This window comes from Methylobacterium platani (assembly GCF_001653715.1).
Lineage (GTDB): Bacteria > Pseudomonadota > Alphaproteobacteria > Rhizobiales > Beijerinckiaceae > Methylobacterium > Methylobacterium platani.
In genome coordinates this window covers 232,457-248,083 of sequence record NZ_LWHQ01000047.1, presented here as the reverse complement: position 1 = coordinate 248,083, position 15,627 = coordinate 232,457, and the positions used below count along the sequence as shown (strand labels likewise).

Sequence of the window (15,627 nt, the reverse complement as noted above, 5' to 3'; positions counted from 1 at the left end):
TGTCCCGCGCCATCCGGCCCGCGAATCGGCCGGCCCGCGATCCCGGCGCGCCCCGCCTCAGAACATCCGCGCGGTCGCGAGCGGCACCACCACGAGGTCGAGGGCCGCCACCGCGGTACCGACGAGGAGGGCCCAGCGCAACCCGGTCGCCGCTTCGGGGCGCGACGAGGCGTCGGGCCGCGGCGCGACGGCGAGGACGAGCATCGGGACCAGGGGGAGGAAGTAGCGCCCCTGCGGGCCGTCGATCCGGGCCTCGCCGACCCCGGTCCACGACAGGTACTGCGACAGGGCGACGAGCCAGGCGGTGACGAGCGCCGCGGTGCCGAGCAGCGCGAGGTCGGCCCGGCGCAGCCGCAGGCTCCGCCCGCAGAGCAGGACGAGCCCGACCAGCCCGGCGCCCCAGGCGGCGTAGACCGCGGCCGGCAGCGGCCTGTCGATCCAGCCGAAGATGCCGATCGCCCCGGCGGCGAGCGTCAGGGCGCGCTTGGCGGCGAACAGGCACTGCGCCGGCAGGGTGAGAAGAAGGGCGGGCCGGTCGAGGAGGATCCGGGCCTGCGCCAGCGTGTCGGTGCCGAGGAACTGCGCCGGGCGCGGGCCGGTCCAGAGCGGGCCGGCCTCGTAGGCGAGGCGCGGCACCGGCGTGGCGATCCGGGTCGTCACGTAGAGGATCCAGACGACGCCCGGCAGCACCGCCAGCACGGCGACCGCGACGCGGCGCCAGAACACCGCGTTCGTCCAGAAGCGCGGCGGCAGCGGCACCAGCAGCATCGCGGCGATCGCCGCATAGGGGGGCTTGGCCAGCACCACCAGGGCGACGAGGAGCGCGGCGAGGCGCCGGCGCCACCGCTCCTCGCCGGTGAGGAGCGCGGCGGCGAGCGCGCAGGTGGCGATCATCAGGCCGTCCTGGTTGAACGACGCGGCGAGCGACAGGCTCATCGGCAGCACCAGGACCCCGAACAGCAGCGCCCGGCCGCGCCGCGCCAGCGCCAGGGCGGCGAGGCCGAGCGCGCCGTAGGCCGCCACGTCGGCGAGCCGCCCGAGGAGCGCGGCCTCGGCGTGGCCCAGGCCCAGGGCCCGCGCGGCACCGAGACCGAGGGCGGCCGGGACGTAGAAGCCCGGGAAGTAGGTGCCGATGGTGTAGAGCGGCAGGAAGGCCGTGCGGCCGGGCGCCGGCATCGGATCCGGCACCGGAACCTTGTCGGGTGCCGGCGGCCGGCCGCGGCCCACCGCCTCCCAGGCCGGATCGACGGTGACGCCGGCGGCCGGCCGGGCGACGCCGTCGGAATAGGTCACGGTCTCGCGGTGGCCGACCGCCTGGCCGTCGAGGAGGGCCACCGCCCGCAGCAGGTGGGCGGATTCGTCCGCCACCTGGCCGAGGGGCACGAGGACGGCCAGGATCAGGCAGAGCGGCAGGCCGAGGAGCGCGAAGGCCGCGAGCCAGGGGCCCGGCCCGGCCCGGTCGAGGCGGCCGGTCACGACTCGCCCCGGAGCGCGCCCTGCGCCGGCAGCGCCGTCTCGGGGGCGGCGGCGGCGGCGAGGCGCTTCAGCTTGCGCAGCAGCAGCAGGGTGGCGCCGAGCCCCAGGACGAGGACGCCGCCGCGCAGCCACTCGGCCTCGCCCGCGAGCGCCGTGCGCCCGAGCGCGCCGAGCATCACGTAGGCGAGGAGCGCCGGCAGGGCCGCGAGCGTGCCGAGGCAGTAATCGACGAGGCGCACGCTGCTGAGGCTGAGCGCGTAGCTCGTCGGGGCGAAGGGCATCACCGGCGAGAGCCGCATCAGGCAGACGAGGCGCCAGCCCTCCGCCGTCACCGAGCGGTCGAGGGCGGCGAAGCGCCTGCCCGACAGGAAGCCGGGCCGGCGCCCGCGCAGCAGCGCCCGCCCGATTCCGAAGCTCAGGAGCGCCCCCGCCATCGTGCCGGCGGCGGCGGCCGCGAAGCCCGGGCCGGTGCCGAGCAGCGTGCCGGCGGCGATGCCGAGCAGCGAGGCCGGCAGCACGCCGCTCGCCGCGATCAGCGCCTGGGCCGCGACCAGCACGGCCGGCCCGGCGGCGCCCTGGCGCTCGCACAGGGCCGACAGCCAGGCGACGACCTGCCCCGGCGTGCCGGGCGACAGGAGGCCGAGCCCGAAGGGCAGGGCCGCCAGGAGCGCGAGACCGGCCGCGAGGCCGGCGAGGAGGGCGCGGCGGCGCATCACGGCCGCACCCGCACGGCGCCCGGGGCCTCCGGGCCGAACAGCGGGTCGGCCCTGAGGCCCCAGCGGTGCAGCCGGTAGGCGAGCGAGGTCTTCAGCACGCCGAGGCCGTAGACGACGCTGCGGCGGAAGTTGATCGAGGAGGCCTCGGGGAAGTAGCGCGTCGGGCAGGAGATCTCGCCGATGCGGTAATCGGCGTCCATCGCCTGGGCCAGCATCTGGTTGTCGAACACGAAGTCGTCCGAGCAGCGGTCGAGGGGCAAGCCCTCCAGCACCGTGCGGCTCCAGGCGCGGTAGCCGCTGTGGTACTCCGACAGCTTCTGGCCCATCAGCAGGTTCTGCACGAAGGTGAGGCCGCGATTGGCGACGTACTTGTAGAGCGGCATGCCGCCGACGAGCGCGCCCTTGCCGAGGATGCGCGAGGCCAGCACCGCGTCGTACTCGCCCGAGACGATCATCGAGGCCATCGCGGTGACGAGGCGCGGGGCGTACTGGTAGTCGGGGTGGAGCATCACCACGATGTCGGCGCCGCGGGCGAGCGCGGTGCGGTAGCACGTCTTCTGGTTGCCGCCGTAGCCGCAATTGCGGGCGTGCCGGATCGTCGTCAGGCCGAGCTCGTCGGCCACCGCCACGGTGTCGTCGCGGCTGGCATCGTCGACCAGGATCACGTCGTCGACGACGTCGAGCGGGATCTCGGCATAGGTGCGCCGCAGGGTGGCGGCGGCGTTGTAGGCCGGCAGGACGACGGCGATCTTCTTCCCGTGCAGCATGGAGAGTCCGAGATGTTTTCTTCGTCTAGGCAGGCATGCGCCGGGGGGCCAGTGCGGGGACTGGCCCCCCGTGCGTTTATCCGCGGGATGTGGCCTGAAAACCGGAGGGGAGGGCGGTCATCGCGGCACCGGCGCCCCGATCGCCCGCACGAGGCCGGGCAGCGCCCGGGCGAGCAGGCCCGCCCCGCGCAGGACCTCGCCGGCCTCGCGGCCCGAGCGCCGCGCCAGCGCCTGGGCGAGCCGCAACGGCACCTGCGCGCCGAAGGCGGTCGCCACCAGGGCGAGCGCCGTCGCCCGGCCGTGATGCTTGGCGGCGTAGCGGATCTGGCTCTCGAGGAAGCAGGCCAGCCGGTGCGCCCTGGCCGCCCGCGTCGTGCCCTGGCCCTCGTGCAGCACGCTGATGCCGGCGAGGTGGCGCACCGAGAAGCCCGCGTCGCGGGCGCGCGCGCACAGGTCGACATCCTCGTAATAGACGAAGAAGCGCTCGTCGAAGCCGCCGAGATCGGTGAACAGCGACCGGCGGATCATCAGGAAGGCGCCCATCACCTGGTCGACCGCCCGGTCCTCGGCGTGGTCCCACTCGGTCATGAAGTGGGTCGGCACCAGCCGCGCCCGGTCGAGGAGCAGCGCCTGGCCGAGGAGCGAGCGGGCGGTCGGCCGCCGGGCGCAGGAGCGCTGCACCGCCCCCGCCTCGTCGAGGAGCTGCGCCCCGACGATGCCGGTGCCGGGATCCGCCGTCAGGGCCGCGACGGCGCCGGCGAGGCTCTCGGGCGTCACCCGCGCATCGGGGTTGAGGAACAGGATCGCGGGGGCAAGGCCCCGCGCCGCCCCGGCATTGCAGGCCCGGCCGAAGCCCCGGTTGTCCGGGTTGGCGATCGTCTCCGGTCCGTGGCGCAGGCGCGGCAGGTCGCGCAGCGAGCCGTCGGTCGAGGCGTTGTCGACCACGACGACCCGGAGCGGCAGGGCGTCGCCGAGGACGCCTTCCGCCGCCGCCAGGCTGGCGAGGCAGGCCCGCAGCAGCGCGCCGCCGTTCCAGTTGACGATCACCACGTCGAGGGCGGGAGTCGGATCGGCGGTCGTCGTCATTCGCTCGGCAATCCCTTCGGCCGCCCGAGCCGGCCGCGCAGGCCGTCGAGCACGGCGCCGGCGAGAAGCGCCAGCACGCGGGGGCGATAGCCCGAATCGGCCCAGTAGAGCAGGGCCTGGAGCGGCAGGTAGGCGGCCTGGCGCCGGCGCCAGCGCCCGGGCACGTGCGGCAGCCGCCAGGCATAGACGCTGTTGCGCAGGTACGCCGTCATCCGGAACAGCGGCTGGCGCGGCATCGCGATTCCCAAAAGTCGCGAGCGGATCGTCCCGGCCCCGACCCGGTGGGGGAGGGCGGTCCGCGTCTCCATCCAGCAGCCGTAGCCCCGGGCCCAGGCGCGAAACCCCCATTCGAGGTCGACGCCGTCGATGAAGAAGTCGCTCCGGAACGGGCCGATCCGGGCATAGGCCGCGAGGTCGAGGAGCGAGCCGGAGGTGGCCAGGAACTCGACCGGCACGAGGGAGCCGTAATCCGGGATCTCCGGCCGGCGCGGATAGGCCGGGGCCTTGGCGCCCGGCGCGGCCTCCGGCCGGGGGCCGACCAGAGCCGGCGGCAGGCTCAAGGTCGTCAGGCGCGCCAGCGCCGCCTCCAGCTCCGAGACCTGCGCGGGGGTGAACGCCGCGTCCTGGTCGAGGAGCAGCACCTGCGCGGCCCCGGCCCCGGACGCCGCCCGGGCGATCGCGTCGAGGGCGCCGCCGATCCCGATGTTGCGCCCCGCCGACAGGACTAGGGCGCCGCGCGCGGCGAGGTGGGCCGCGTCCTCCGCCGGCAGGCCGCCATTGTCGAACACGATCGTCAGGCGCGGCTCCGCCTCGACCCGGGCGCGCAGGGACGCGACCTGCCCGGGCGTCGGCCGGAACACCGTGATGCCGACGGCGACCGGCGAGGGGCGGGCGGAGGAGGCCGGCAGGATCGCCTCGGCGGGAGGCTGGCGCACGCCATCGTCCTGCGCGGCGTCGGGGTGGGTCACGAGGGGCCTCGTCGCCGGTGGGCTGTGGGGTCGGGCGGGTCCATGGCCCAGCCGGACAGCGAAATTGCGGCGGGACCGTCCGCCGCACGCCGTCCGACCTATGTGGGACGATTGCCCACGTCAAGCCGGCGATCCTGGTCGCCGACCCTGCCTGTGGGTGGATGACGGGTCCGGTATCGCCCAAGACAAACCGCGGTTTCCTTGGACGTGAAATACCGTATCGTGCCGCCGCAATGGCTTACGATCTCGACGCGCTCCACCTGCCCGCCGCGTGGCGGCGCCTCGCCGACCCCCTGGAGACCGCCACCGACGGGCTGGTGCGCCTCGACGAGCGTCTCGCCCGGGCCGACCCGGTGCTCGCCGACGGCGCCCGGGCGCGGGCCCACCTGTTCGACGCCCAGGCCGCCCTGCATCTCGACGGCGAGCTCGTCGCCCTGGAGGACCTGGTGCTGCACGAGGCGGCGATGGACGTGCGCCGGCCGACCCTGGCGCTCGGCCGCGCCGTCGCCGTGCTCGCCGACCGCCGCCGCCTCGCCGCCGCGTCCCCGGGCTGGGCCTTCTCCGCCGCCGGCTGGACCCTGCTCGCCGGGCCCGAGCCGACCGGCCTTGAGGCGGAGGAGGACGAGGACGAGCGCGACGACGACGATGTCCTGGTGGGAGCGTCGGGAGAGGCGGCCGACCCGGCCTTCGCCGCCATCGACCGGCTGCTCGCCCGCACCCGCCGCACCCTCGCCGGCTACGAGGCGGGCACGCCGATCCGGCGGGGCGATCCCGGCGGCGATCCGGCCGCCGCCTGGCGGCGCGTCATCGACGACGCCCGCGACCTGCCGGCTCTGCTGGCTGCCGCCGTCGCGCTCGATGCCTGGCTGGTGCTCGATCCGGCCCCGCGCCAGGGCCATCGCGGGCCGCTGGCGGCGGCCGCCCTGCTGCGGGCCCGGGGCAAGGCCGGATCCCACCTGCCGGCCCTGTCGCTGGGCCTGCGCGAGAGCCGGGCGCGCTGGTCGCGGGCGCTGCCGCTGGCCGAGCGCCTGACCGGGCTCCTCGGAGCGATCGAGGCCTCCGCCCGCACCCTCGGGCGCGACCTCGACCGGCTCACGCTCGCCCGCGAGGTAATGCTGCGCGCCTGCGCCGGCCGGCGCCGGACCTCCCGGCTGCCGCAGCTCGTCGACCTGTTCGTCGGCGCCCCCCTCGTCACCGTGGCGAGCGCCGCCCGGGCGCTCGCGGTCACCCCGCAGGCGGTGGAGGGGATGCTGGCGGAACTGGGCCCCGCCCGGCCGCGGGAACTGACGGAGCGGCGGCGGTATCGGGCGTGGGGGATCGTGTGAGGGGATCGCGCCCGCGCTCGCGGCCGCTTCACAAGTGGCGATCGGCATCCATTCGCTGATGCAGGATGCGCACGATCTCGATCACGTCGCCGGCACGGTTTCGGTGGAGGACGACGTGTGAACCGATCACGACCTTGAAACAGCCGGGACGGATATCGTCGGCGCTGCAGCCTTTCGCCGTGCCGCCGGCCAAGCGGTCAAAGCCGTCCGCGATGGTCCGAACATCGCGGTCGGCCTGCGCGCCGCCCCGCACCATCCACACCACCCCGATTGCGCCCGCCCCCGCTTGCCCCGACAATGCCCGCCCCCGCAGCCTTCGCGGGCAAGAAGCGCCCCCGCGGGCAAGAACAAGGCATGCGCGTCGTGATCGACCAGGTTTCCCAGCGCCAGCAGGACATCCTCGCCCTCGCCCGCCTGCACGGGCGGGTCAGCGTCGAGGAGCTGGCGGCGCGGTTCGAGGTGACGCCGCAGACGATCCGCAAGGACCTGAACGAGCTGTGCGACAGCCGGCTCCTGTCGCGCATCCACGGCGGCGCCGTGGTGGCCTCGGGCGTCGAGAACGTCTCCTACGAGGCGCGCCGCCTCGTCGCCCACGGCGAGAAGCGGGCGATCGGCGAGGCGGCAGCCAGGCTGATCCCCAACAGCGCGTCCCTGTTCATCAACATCGGCACCACCACCGAGGAGGTGGCGCGCGCGCTCGGCGACCACGAGGACCTTCTGGTCATCACCAACAACCTCAACGTCGCGACCCTGCTCTACCGCCATCCGAAGATGAGCCTGATCGTCGCCGGCGGGCCGGTGCGGCGGGCCGACGGGGCGGTGATCGGCTCGGCGGCGGTCGATTTCATCAACCAGTTCAAGGTCGATTACGCGGTGATCGGCGCCTCGGCGATCGACGAGGACGGCACGCTGCTCGATTTCGACTACCGCGAGGTCAGGGTCGCCCGCGCCATCATCGAGAATGCCCGCCGGGTGATCCTGGTCGCCGACAAGCTGAAGCTCGAGCGCTCGGCGCCGATCCGGGTCGGCCACCTGCGCGAGCTCGACTACTTCGTCACCGACGCGCTGCCCTCCGGCGCCCTGCGCGAGATGTGCGCCGAGCACCGCGTCGATCTGGTCGAGGCCGGGGCGGAGCCGAGCGCGCACGAGACCCCCGACGCCGCGGCGTAGCCGAAACCGAAAATCCCAGACTTTCGTTCGCGCCTCGTCGTTTTCGGTTTCGCTTGCGTCAGCGGTTCGCCGCGGCTAGATTCGCGGCAGGATGCAAACGAAAGAGCCGAAAGGCTCCGACAGGGAGGTGGCCTTGGGCCCCAGGCGTCAGCAGCCCGGCGACGAGCGCGGGGTGTTCGACCTCGCGGTGATCGGCGGCGGCATCAACGGCTGCGGCATCGCCCGCGACGCGGTCGGCCGCGGCGCCTCGGTGGTGCTGTTCGAGCAGAACGACCTCGCCAGCGGCACCTCCTCGACCTCGACCAAGCTGATCCACGGCGGCCTGCGCTACCTGGAGCATTACGAGTTCCGCCTCGTCCGCGAAGCCCTGATGGAGCGCGAGGTGCTGTGGGGCATGGCGCCCCACATCGTCTGGCCCCTGCGCTTCGTGCTGCCGCACCATGCGGGCCTCAGGCCCGGCTGGCTCCTGCGCCTCGGCCTCCTGCTCTACGACAACCTCGGCGGCCGCAAGCGCCTGCCCGGCACCCGCACCCTCGACCTCACCCGCGATCCCGCCGGCGAGCCGCTGAAACCCGGCTTTCGCCGGGCTTTCGAATATTCGGATTGCTGGGTCGAGGATTCGCGCCTCGTCGTGCTGAACGCCCGCGACGCCGCCGAACGCGGCGCGATGATCCGCACCCGCACCCGGGTCGTCACCGTCGCCCGCGCCGACGGGCTGTGGGAGATCACCGCCGAGGACCGCGCGACCGGCGCCCGCGATACGGTGCGGGCCCGCACTCTCGTCAACGCCGCCGGTCCCTGGGTGGCGAACGTGCTCACCGGCGTGGCGCGGGCGAATTCCACCGAGGGCGTGCGCCTCGTCCAGGGCAGCCACATCGTGGTGAAGCGCCTGTTCCAGCACGACCGCGCCTACATCTTCCAGAACGCCGACCAGCGCATCATCTTCGCGATCCCCTACGAGCGCGACTTCACCCTGATCGGCACCACCGACCGCGACTACACCGGCGACCCCGCCGACGTGAAGGCGAGCGAGGAGGAGATCGCCTATCTCTGCGCCGCCGCGAGCGAGTATTTTCGCGATCCGGTCACCCGCGACGAGGTGGTGTGGACCTATTCCGGCGTGCGCCCGCTCTACGACGACGGCGCCTCGAAGGCGCAGGAAGCCACCCGCGACTACGTGCTGACCCTCGACGCGCCGGAAGGCCAGCCGGCGATGCTCTCGGTGTTCGGCGGCAAGATCACCACCTATCGGCGCCTCGCCGAATCGGCGCTCGAGCGCCTGAAGGACCACCTGCCGGCGGCGGCCAAAGCGCCCTGGACGTCAGGCGCGGTGCTGCCGGGCGGCAACTTCCCGAAGGAGAGCTACGACGAGGTCGTGGCCGGGCTCGCGCGCAAGCATCCGGGCGTGCCGGAGGCGCTGGTCGCCCGGCTGGTGCGGGCCTACGGCACCGATGCCCGCGAGATCCTGAGCGGCGCCCGCTCCATGGCCGATCTCGGTCGGGTGTTCGGGGCCGACCTGACCGAGCGCGAGGTGACCCACCTGATGCGCCGGGAATGGGCGGTCACCGCCGACGACGTGCTCTGGCGCCGCTCGAAGCTCGGCCTTAGGGTCACCCCCGCCGAGGCCGCCGCCCTCGACGACCACATGCGCCGCGCCGCCGCCGCCTCCACCGCGGCCTGACCCTCTAGAGAGCTTCACGATCGCGTTGCAATCGCGAAGCTCTCTAGGTTTTCGATTTTGACGCATTTTCTGCGACGAACCGGTATCCACTTCGTCGGAAAATGCTCTGGAAGAGACGGGAGGGCGCCATGACCCTGATCCTGGAGAACGTCACCAAGCGGGTCGGCCCCGAGACGCATATCCGCGACGTCAGCCTCGCCCTGCCGAAGGGCTCGCTCAACGTGCTGCTCGGCCAGACGCTCGCCGGCAAGACCACCTTGATGCGCCTGATGGCCGGGCTCGAGGCGCCGAGCGAGGGCCGGATCGTCGCCGACGGCCGGGACGTGACCGGGCTGCCGGTGCAGCGCCGCAACGTCGCGATGGTCTACCAGCAGTTCATCAACTACCCCTCGCTCTCGGTCTACGAGAACATCGCCTCGCCGATGCGGGTCGCCGGTGTCGCGAAGGGTGAGATCGAGGCGCGGGTGCAGGAGGCGGCGGGGCTTCTCCGGCTCACCCCCTACCTGAAGCGCAAGCCCCTCGAACTCTCGGGCGGCCAGCAGCAGCGCACCGCCATCGCCCGGGCGCTCTGCAAGCGCGCCGACCTCGTGCTGATGGACGAGCCGCTGGCGAACCTCGACTACAAGCTGCGCGAGGAACTGCGCGAGGAACTGCCGCGCATCTTCGCCGCCACCGGCGCGATCTTCGTCTACGCCACCACCGAGCCGGCGGAAGCCTTGATGCTCGGCGGGCGCACCGCCACCCTGCACCAGGGCCGCGTCACGCAGGTCGGCCCGACGCCGGACGTCTATCGCCGGCCCCAGGATCTCATCACCGCCAAGGTCTTCTCCGACCCGCCGCTCAACACCCTCGGCGTCGTCAAGGCCGGCGGCCGGATCACCTTGCCGACCGGCGGCCAGGTCCGGGCGACCGGGACGCTGGCGACCGTGCCGGACGGGGCCTACACGATCGGCTTTCGCGCCCACCACCTCGCCCTCGATCCCCTGCCGGGCGAGGCGATCGCGCTGCCCGCCACCGTCTCGGTCGCCGAGATCACCGGCTCGGAGAGCTACGTTCACGTCGATGCCGGCGAGAGCCGCCTGATCGCGCTGGTGGCCGGCGTCCGTCGCCTGGAGCCCGGCACGGCGGTGACCGCCTATCTCGACCCCCGCCACGCCCTGGTGTTCGACGAAAGCGGCCGCACCGCCGCCCTCGACCTGCCGGCGGCGGCCTGAAGAGGAGAGGGGATCCATGGCCCGCATCACCCTCGACCATCTCGCCCACGCCTACGGCCCGGACCCGAAGGGCCCGCAGGATTACGCGCTGAAGGAAATCGACCACGTCTGGCGCCAGGGCGGCGCCTACGCGCTGCTCGGGCCGTCGGGCTGCGGCAAGTCCACGCTGCTCAACATCATCTCGGGGCTCGTGGTCCCGACCCGCGGCCGCATCCTGTTCGACGACCGCGACGTCACCACGGTGCCGACCGAGGGGCGCAACATCGCCCAGGTGTTCCAGTTCCCGGTCGTCTACGACACCATGACGGTGCGGGAGAACCTGGCCTTCCCGTTGAAGAACCGGCGCGTGGCGCCGGCCACCATCCGGTCGCGGGTCGAGGAGATCGCCGGCCTCCTCGACCTCACCCGGGTGCTCGACCGCCGCGCCAACAACCTGACGGCGGACATGAAGCAGAAGATCTCGCTCGGCCGGGGCCTCGTGCGCCCGGACGTGGCCGCGATCCTGTTCGACGAGCCGCTCACCGTCATCGATCCGCACCTGAAATGGCAGCTGCGCTCGACCTTGAAGGAGCTTCACCGCAAGCTCGACCTGACGATGATCTACGTCACCCACGACCAGACCGAGGCGCTGACCTTCGCCGACACCGTGGTGGTGATGCATGACGGCGCGGTGGTGCAGACCGGCACGCCGGACGAATTGTTCGAGCGCCCGGCCCACACCTTCGTCGGCCACTTCATCGGCTCGCCGGGCATGAACCTGCTCCCCGCCGACGTGCAGGGCGCGACCGCGACCATCGAGGGCCACGCCATCCCGCTCACCCGCCACTACCGGGACCTGCCGAGGGGGAAGCGGATCGAGTTGGGGGTGCGGCCGGAATACGTCCACCTCGCGCCGAAGGGCCTCGGCCTCCCCGTCCAGGTGAAGCGCATCGACGATATCGGCCGCCAGCGCCTCGCCCGGGTCGAACTGGGGGGCCGCCCCCTCGTCGCCACGGTGGCGGAGGGCCAGAGCCTCGACGGCACCGAGGCGGCGCTGACCCTCGATCCGCGCCAGATCCACATCTACGCCGACGGCGCCCTGGTGCCCGGAGAGGCCGCATGACCAAGACCGTCAACCAGAAGGCCTGGCTCCTCGTCCTGCCGGTCTTCGCCGTCGTCGCCTTCTCGGCGGTGCTGCCGCTGATGACGGTGGTCAACTACTCGTTCCAGGACACGTTCGGCAACAACCAGTTCTTCTGGAACGGCCTCGGCTGGTTCCAGGAACTGCTCGACCCGTCGACCCAGTTCGGCGAGCGCTTCTTCGATTCGCTGTGGCGCAACCTGCTGTTCTCGGGCGTCATCCTGGCGATCGAGGTGCCGCTCGGCATCGCGGTAGCGCTGTCGATGCCGCGGGAGGGCCGCTCGGTCGCCTTCTGCCTCGTGCTGATGGCCCTGCCGCTCCTGATCCCGTGGAACGTCGTCGGCACGATCTGGCAGGTCTTCGCCCGCACCGATATCGGCCTGCTCGGCGCGTTCCTGAACAATCTCGGCATCGACTACAACTACGCCGGCTCCGCGCTCGCCGCCTGGGTCACGATCGTGACCATGGACGTCTGGCACTGGACCAGCCTCGTCGCGCTGCTGTGCTACGCGGGTCTCAAGTCGATCCCCGACGCCTATTACCAGGCCGCCCGCATCGACGGGGCGAGCCAGTGGGCGATCTTCCGCACCATCCAGCTGCCGAAGATGCGCCGGGTCCTGCTGATCGCCGTGCTGCTGCGCTTCATGGACTCGTTCATGATCTACACCGAGCCCTTCGTGCTCACCGGCGGCGGGCCCGGCAACGCCACGACCTTCCTGTCGATCGACCTCGTCAAGCTGGCGCTGGGACAGTTCGACCTCGGCCGCGCGGCGGCGATGTCGCTGGTCTACAACCTGATCATCCTCAGCGTCTGCTGGGTGTTCTACACCGTGATGACCAACGTCGACGCCGGCAACCGCACGGTGCTGGCCGACACCGACCCGGCCGACGCGCATGCCGCCGGCAGCCTGCCCGCCGCCACCACCATCCCGCTCGACCGGAGGGCCGCCTGATGCGCCCGCGCCACGTCGTGATGACGCTCTACCTCCTGTTCCTGATGGTTCCGATCTACTGGCTCGTGAACATGAGCCTGAAGACCAACCAGGAAATCAACACCAGCATGACGCTCTGGCCGCATGCCATCACGTTCGACAACTACATCCGGATCTTCACCGATCCGAGCTGGTACGGCGGCTACCTGAACTCGCTGTCCTACGTGGCGATCAACACGGTCCTGTCGATCGGTCTCGCGCTCCCGGCGGCCTACGCCTTCTCGCGCTACAGCTTCATCGGCGACAAGCACCTGTTCTTCTGGCTGCTCTCGAACCGGATGGCGCCGCCGGCGGTGTTCGCGCTGCCGTTCTTCAACCTGTACTCGGCGGTCGGCCTGTTCGACACGCCCTGGGCGGTGGCGCTGGCCCACTGCCTGTTCAACGTGCCGCTGGCGGTGTGGATTCTCGAAGGCTTCATGTCGGGCGTGCCGCGCGAGATCGACGAGACCGCGGCGATCGACGGCTATTCCTTCCCGCGCTTCTTCGTGAAGATCTTCATGCCGCTGATCGCGTCGGGCATCGGCGTCGCCGCCTTCTTCTGCTTCATGTTCTCGTGGGTCGAGCTGCTTCTGGCGCGTACGCTCACCTCGGTCGACGCCAAGCCCATCGCCGCCACCATGACCCGCACGGTCTCGGCCGCCGGCATGGATTGGGGCCTCTTGGCTGCGGCCGGCGTCCTTACCATCGTGCCGGGCGCCCTCGTGATCTGGTTCGTGCGCAACTACATCGCCAAGGGCTTCGCCCTCGGCCGGGTGTGATCGGGGAGCTTGTCCGATGCTCGATTTCGCCTGGATGGCCTGGACCTGGCAGACCGCGACCTTCTTCGCGGTCATCGCCGGCCTGCTCGCCCTGATGACCGCGCTCGCCGTGTGGCGCCCGGAGACCGAGCAGGTCGGGATCCTGCGGATCCCCACCACCCGGGGCGACCGGCTGTTCCTGACGCTGGTCGGCGCCGCCTTCATCAATCTCGCTTGGCTCGGCCTCGTCGGCCCGAACCTCGAATGGGCGCTCGCGCTCTCGCTCGTTTACGGGGCGGTCATGTTCCGCTTCGCTTAACCGGTCTGCCGCTACGTCCGGCATGAGCCGGCATCAGGCGGGCCGATCACCACCAGAGGGAGGACCACCAGGATGAAACGCCACGGATTGCTGAAAACCGCGAGCGCGCTGGCCCTGTGCCTCGCCGCCAGCCAGGCGTTTGCCGGCATGGAAGAGGCCAAGCGCTGGGTCGACACCGAGTTCCAGCCCTCGACCCTGTCGAAGGAGGACCAGCTCAAGGAGATGCAGTGGTTCGTCGATGCGGCGAAGCCCTTCGCCGGCATGGAGATCAACTTCGTCTCCGAGACGCTGACCACGCACGAATACGAGGCCCGCACGCTGGCGAAGGCCTTCACCGAGATCACCGGGATCAAGGTGCGCCACGACCTCCTGCAGGAGGGCGACGTGGTCGAGAAGATCCAGACCCAGATGCAGTCGGGCAAGAACATCTACGACGGCTGGATCAACGATTCCGACCTCGTCGGCACCCATTTCCGCTACGGCCAGACCGTGGCCCTGTCGGATTTCATGACCGGCGAGGGCAAGGACGTCACCTCGCCGACCCTCGATCTCGAGGACTTCATCGGCAAGTCGTTCGGCACCGGCCCGGACAACAAGCTCTACCAGCTGCCCGACCAGCAGTTCGCCAACCTGTACTGGTTCCGCTACGACTGGTTCACCCGTCCCGATCTGAAGGCGAAGTTCAAGGCCAAGTACGGCTACGAGCTCGGCGTGCCGGTCAACTGGTCGGCCTACGAGGACATCGCCGACTTCTTTACCAATGACGTGAAGGAGGTCGACGGCGTCAAGGTCTATGGCCACATGGACTACGGCAAGAAGGACCCCAGCTTGGGCTGGCGCTTCACCGATGCGTGGCTGTCGATGGCCGGCAACGGCGACAAGGGCATCCCGAACGGCAAGCCGGTCGACGAGTGGGGCATCCGCATCGAGGGCTGCCGTCCGGTCGGCTCCTCGATCGAGCGCGGCGGCGACACCAACGGCCCGGCCGCGGTCTACGCCGTCACCAAGTACGTCGACTGGCTGAAGAAGTTCGCCCCGCCCCAGGCCGCCGGCATGACGTTCTCGGAGTCGGGCCCGGTGCCGTCCCAGGGCAACGTCGCCCAGCAGATCTTCTGGTACACCGCCTTCACGGCCGACATGGTCAAGCCCGGCCTCCCGGTGATGAACCAGGACGGCACGCCGAAGTGGCGCATGGCGCCCTCGCCGCACGGGCCGTACTGGAAGGAGGGCATGAAGCTCGGCTACCAGGATGCCGGCTCGCTCACCCTGCTGAAGTCCACGCCGCTCGAGCGCCGCAAGGCGGCCTGGCTCTACCAGCAGTTCATCGTCTCGAAGTCGGTCAGCCTGAAGAAGAGCCATGTCGGCCTCACCTTCATCCGTGAGAGCGACATCTGGGACAAGTCCTTCACCGAGCGGGCGCCGAAGCTCGGCGGGCTGGTCGAGTTCTACCGCTCGCCGGCCCGCACCCAGTGGACCCCGACCGGCGTGAACGTGCCGGACTATCCCAAGCTCGCCCAGCTGTGGTGGCAGAACATCGGCGACGCCTCCTCGGGCGCCAAGACCCCGCAGGCGGCGATGGACGCGCTCGCCAACGCCCAGGACGACGTGATGGCGCGCCTGGAGCGCTCCAAGGTCCAGGGCGAGTGCGGCCCGAAGCTCAACCCCAAGACCTCGGCCGAGCACTGGTACGAGCAGGCCAAGAAGGACGGCACGCTGGCCCCCCAGCGCAAGCTCGCCGACGAGAAGCCGAAGGGTGAGACGATCGACTACGACACGCTGATCAAGAGCTGGCCGGCCTCGCCCCCGAAGCGCGGTTGATCGGAGCGGGAGCGGGGCCTGAACGCCCCGCTCCCCCCTCAGAACCATCCGGGTCGAAGAAGAGGCGCGGGATCCCCCCTCTCCCGTGTGGGAGAGGGGTAGGGGGTGAGGGTGACACGCTTCAGTGTGAAGCGCTGAGCGTCGTGCTGGCAGCGGGACGTTCGGAGCCAGACTTATGACCGTAGCACCCTCACCCCTACCCCTCTCCCACTCGGGAGAGGGGATCCCGCGCCATTGT

General features: G+C 71.5%; 15 protein-coding genes. 9 read left to right on the top strand and 6 right to left on the bottom strand.

Features of this window, described 5'->3' with window-relative positions:
• Positions 1-57 precede the first annotated feature (57 nt).
• The 5 genes from A5481_RS23790 to A5481_RS23770 all read right to left on the bottom strand — a co-directional run bounded on the left by A5481_RS23790 (position 58) and on the right by A5481_RS23770 (position 5,013).
• Positions 58-1,476, bottom strand: a complete 1,419-nt coding sequence (locus A5481_RS23790) for a DUF2142 domain-containing protein (protein ID WP_053082474.1) — start codon at positions 1,474-1,476, stop codon at positions 58-60.
• On the bottom strand, positions 1,473-2,189 hold the full coding sequence (locus A5481_RS23785; RefSeq protein WP_053082475.1) for a TVP38/TMEM64 family protein: 717 nt from the start codon (positions 2,187-2,189) through the stop codon (positions 1,473-1,475). The genes A5481_RS23790 and A5481_RS23785 overlap by 4 nt, the downstream gene beginning before the upstream one ends.
• Positions 2,189-2,959, bottom strand: coding sequence for a glycosyltransferase family 2 protein (locus A5481_RS23780; protein WP_048435473.1), 771 nt, complete (start codon positions 2,957-2,959; stop codon positions 2,189-2,191). The genes A5481_RS23785 and A5481_RS23780 overlap by 1 nt, the downstream gene beginning before the upstream one ends.
• Before the next feature lie 117 nt (positions 2,960-3,076).
• The gene (locus tag A5481_RS23775) at positions 3,077-4,045 is read right to left on the bottom strand and encodes a glycosyltransferase family 2 protein (protein WP_048435474.1); all 969 of its coding nucleotides are present in this window, start codon (positions 4,043-4,045) and stop codon (positions 3,077-3,079) included.
• Positions 4,042-5,013 carry a glycosyltransferase family protein gene (locus tag A5481_RS23770; protein WP_342447351.1) on the bottom strand — a complete coding sequence of 324 codons (972 nt, stop codon included), beginning with the start codon at positions 5,011-5,013 and terminating at the stop codon, positions 4,042-4,044. The genes A5481_RS23775 and A5481_RS23770 overlap by 4 nt, the downstream gene beginning before the upstream one ends.
• Positions 5,014-5,246: 233 nt before the next feature.
• Between A5481_RS23770 and A5481_RS23765 the strand changes: the two genes are divergently transcribed.
• The gene (locus A5481_RS23765; RefSeq protein WP_064504348.1) at positions 5,247-6,338 is read left to right on the top strand and encodes an RHE_PE00001 family protein; all 1,092 of its coding nucleotides are present in this window, start codon (positions 5,247-5,249) and stop codon (positions 6,336-6,338) included.
• Between the two features lie 28 nt (positions 6,339-6,366).
• Here the strand turns inward: A5481_RS23765 and A5481_RS23760 are convergent, their stop codons facing one another.
• The gene (locus tag A5481_RS23760) at positions 6,367-6,594 is read right to left on the bottom strand and encodes a type II toxin-antitoxin system RelE/ParE family toxin (RefSeq protein WP_064504360.1); all 228 of its coding nucleotides are present in this window, start codon (positions 6,592-6,594) and stop codon (positions 6,367-6,369) included.
• Positions 6,595-6,692: 98 nt separating this feature from the next.
• Between A5481_RS23760 and A5481_RS23755 the strand changes: the two genes are divergently transcribed.
• The 8 genes from A5481_RS23755 to A5481_RS23720 all read left to right on the top strand — a co-directional run bounded on the left by A5481_RS23755 (position 6,693) and on the right by A5481_RS23720 (position 15,389).
• The gene (locus tag A5481_RS23755; RefSeq protein ID WP_064504347.1) at positions 6,693-7,508 is read left to right on the top strand and encodes a DeoR/GlpR family DNA-binding transcription regulator; all 816 of its coding nucleotides are present in this window, start codon (positions 6,693-6,695) and stop codon (positions 7,506-7,508) included.
• Positions 7,509-7,641: 133 nt separating this feature from the next.
• Positions 7,642-9,189, top strand: coding sequence for a glycerol-3-phosphate dehydrogenase (glpD, locus tag A5481_RS23750; protein ID WP_048433530.1), 1,548 nt, complete (start codon positions 7,642-7,644; stop codon positions 9,187-9,189).
• A 128-nt stretch (positions 9,190-9,317) separates the two neighbouring features.
• Positions 9,318-10,403: an ABC transporter ATP-binding protein gene (locus A5481_RS23745; protein ID WP_048433529.1), complete on the top strand. Its 1,086-nt coding sequence runs from the start codon at positions 9,318-9,320 to the stop codon at positions 10,401-10,403.
• Between the two features lie 16 nt (positions 10,404-10,419).
• The gene (locus A5481_RS23740; RefSeq protein ID WP_048433528.1) at positions 10,420-11,505 is read left to right on the top strand and encodes an ABC transporter ATP-binding protein; all 1,086 of its coding nucleotides are present in this window, start codon (positions 10,420-10,422) and stop codon (positions 11,503-11,505) included.
• Positions 11,502-12,476, top strand: coding sequence for a carbohydrate ABC transporter permease (locus tag A5481_RS23735; RefSeq protein WP_048433527.1), 975 nt, complete (start codon positions 11,502-11,504; stop codon positions 12,474-12,476). Before A5481_RS23740 ends, A5481_RS23735 begins: the two co-directional genes overlap by 4 nt.
• Entirely contained in the window at positions 12,476-13,273 is a 798-nt protein-coding gene (locus A5481_RS23730; protein ID WP_048433526.1) for a carbohydrate ABC transporter permease, read from the top strand. Before A5481_RS23735 ends, A5481_RS23730 begins: the two co-directional genes overlap by 1 nt.
• Before the next feature lie 16 nt (positions 13,274-13,289).
• Positions 13,290-13,571, top strand: coding sequence for a DUF2160 domain-containing protein (locus A5481_RS23725; protein WP_048433525.1), 282 nt, complete (start codon positions 13,290-13,292; stop codon positions 13,569-13,571).
• 72 nt (positions 13,572-13,643) lie between these two features.
• The gene (locus A5481_RS23720; RefSeq protein ID WP_048433524.1) at positions 13,644-15,389 is read left to right on the top strand and encodes an ABC transporter substrate-binding protein; all 1,746 of its coding nucleotides are present in this window, start codon (positions 13,644-13,646) and stop codon (positions 15,387-15,389) included.
• Positions 15,390-15,627 lie beyond the last annotated feature (238 nt).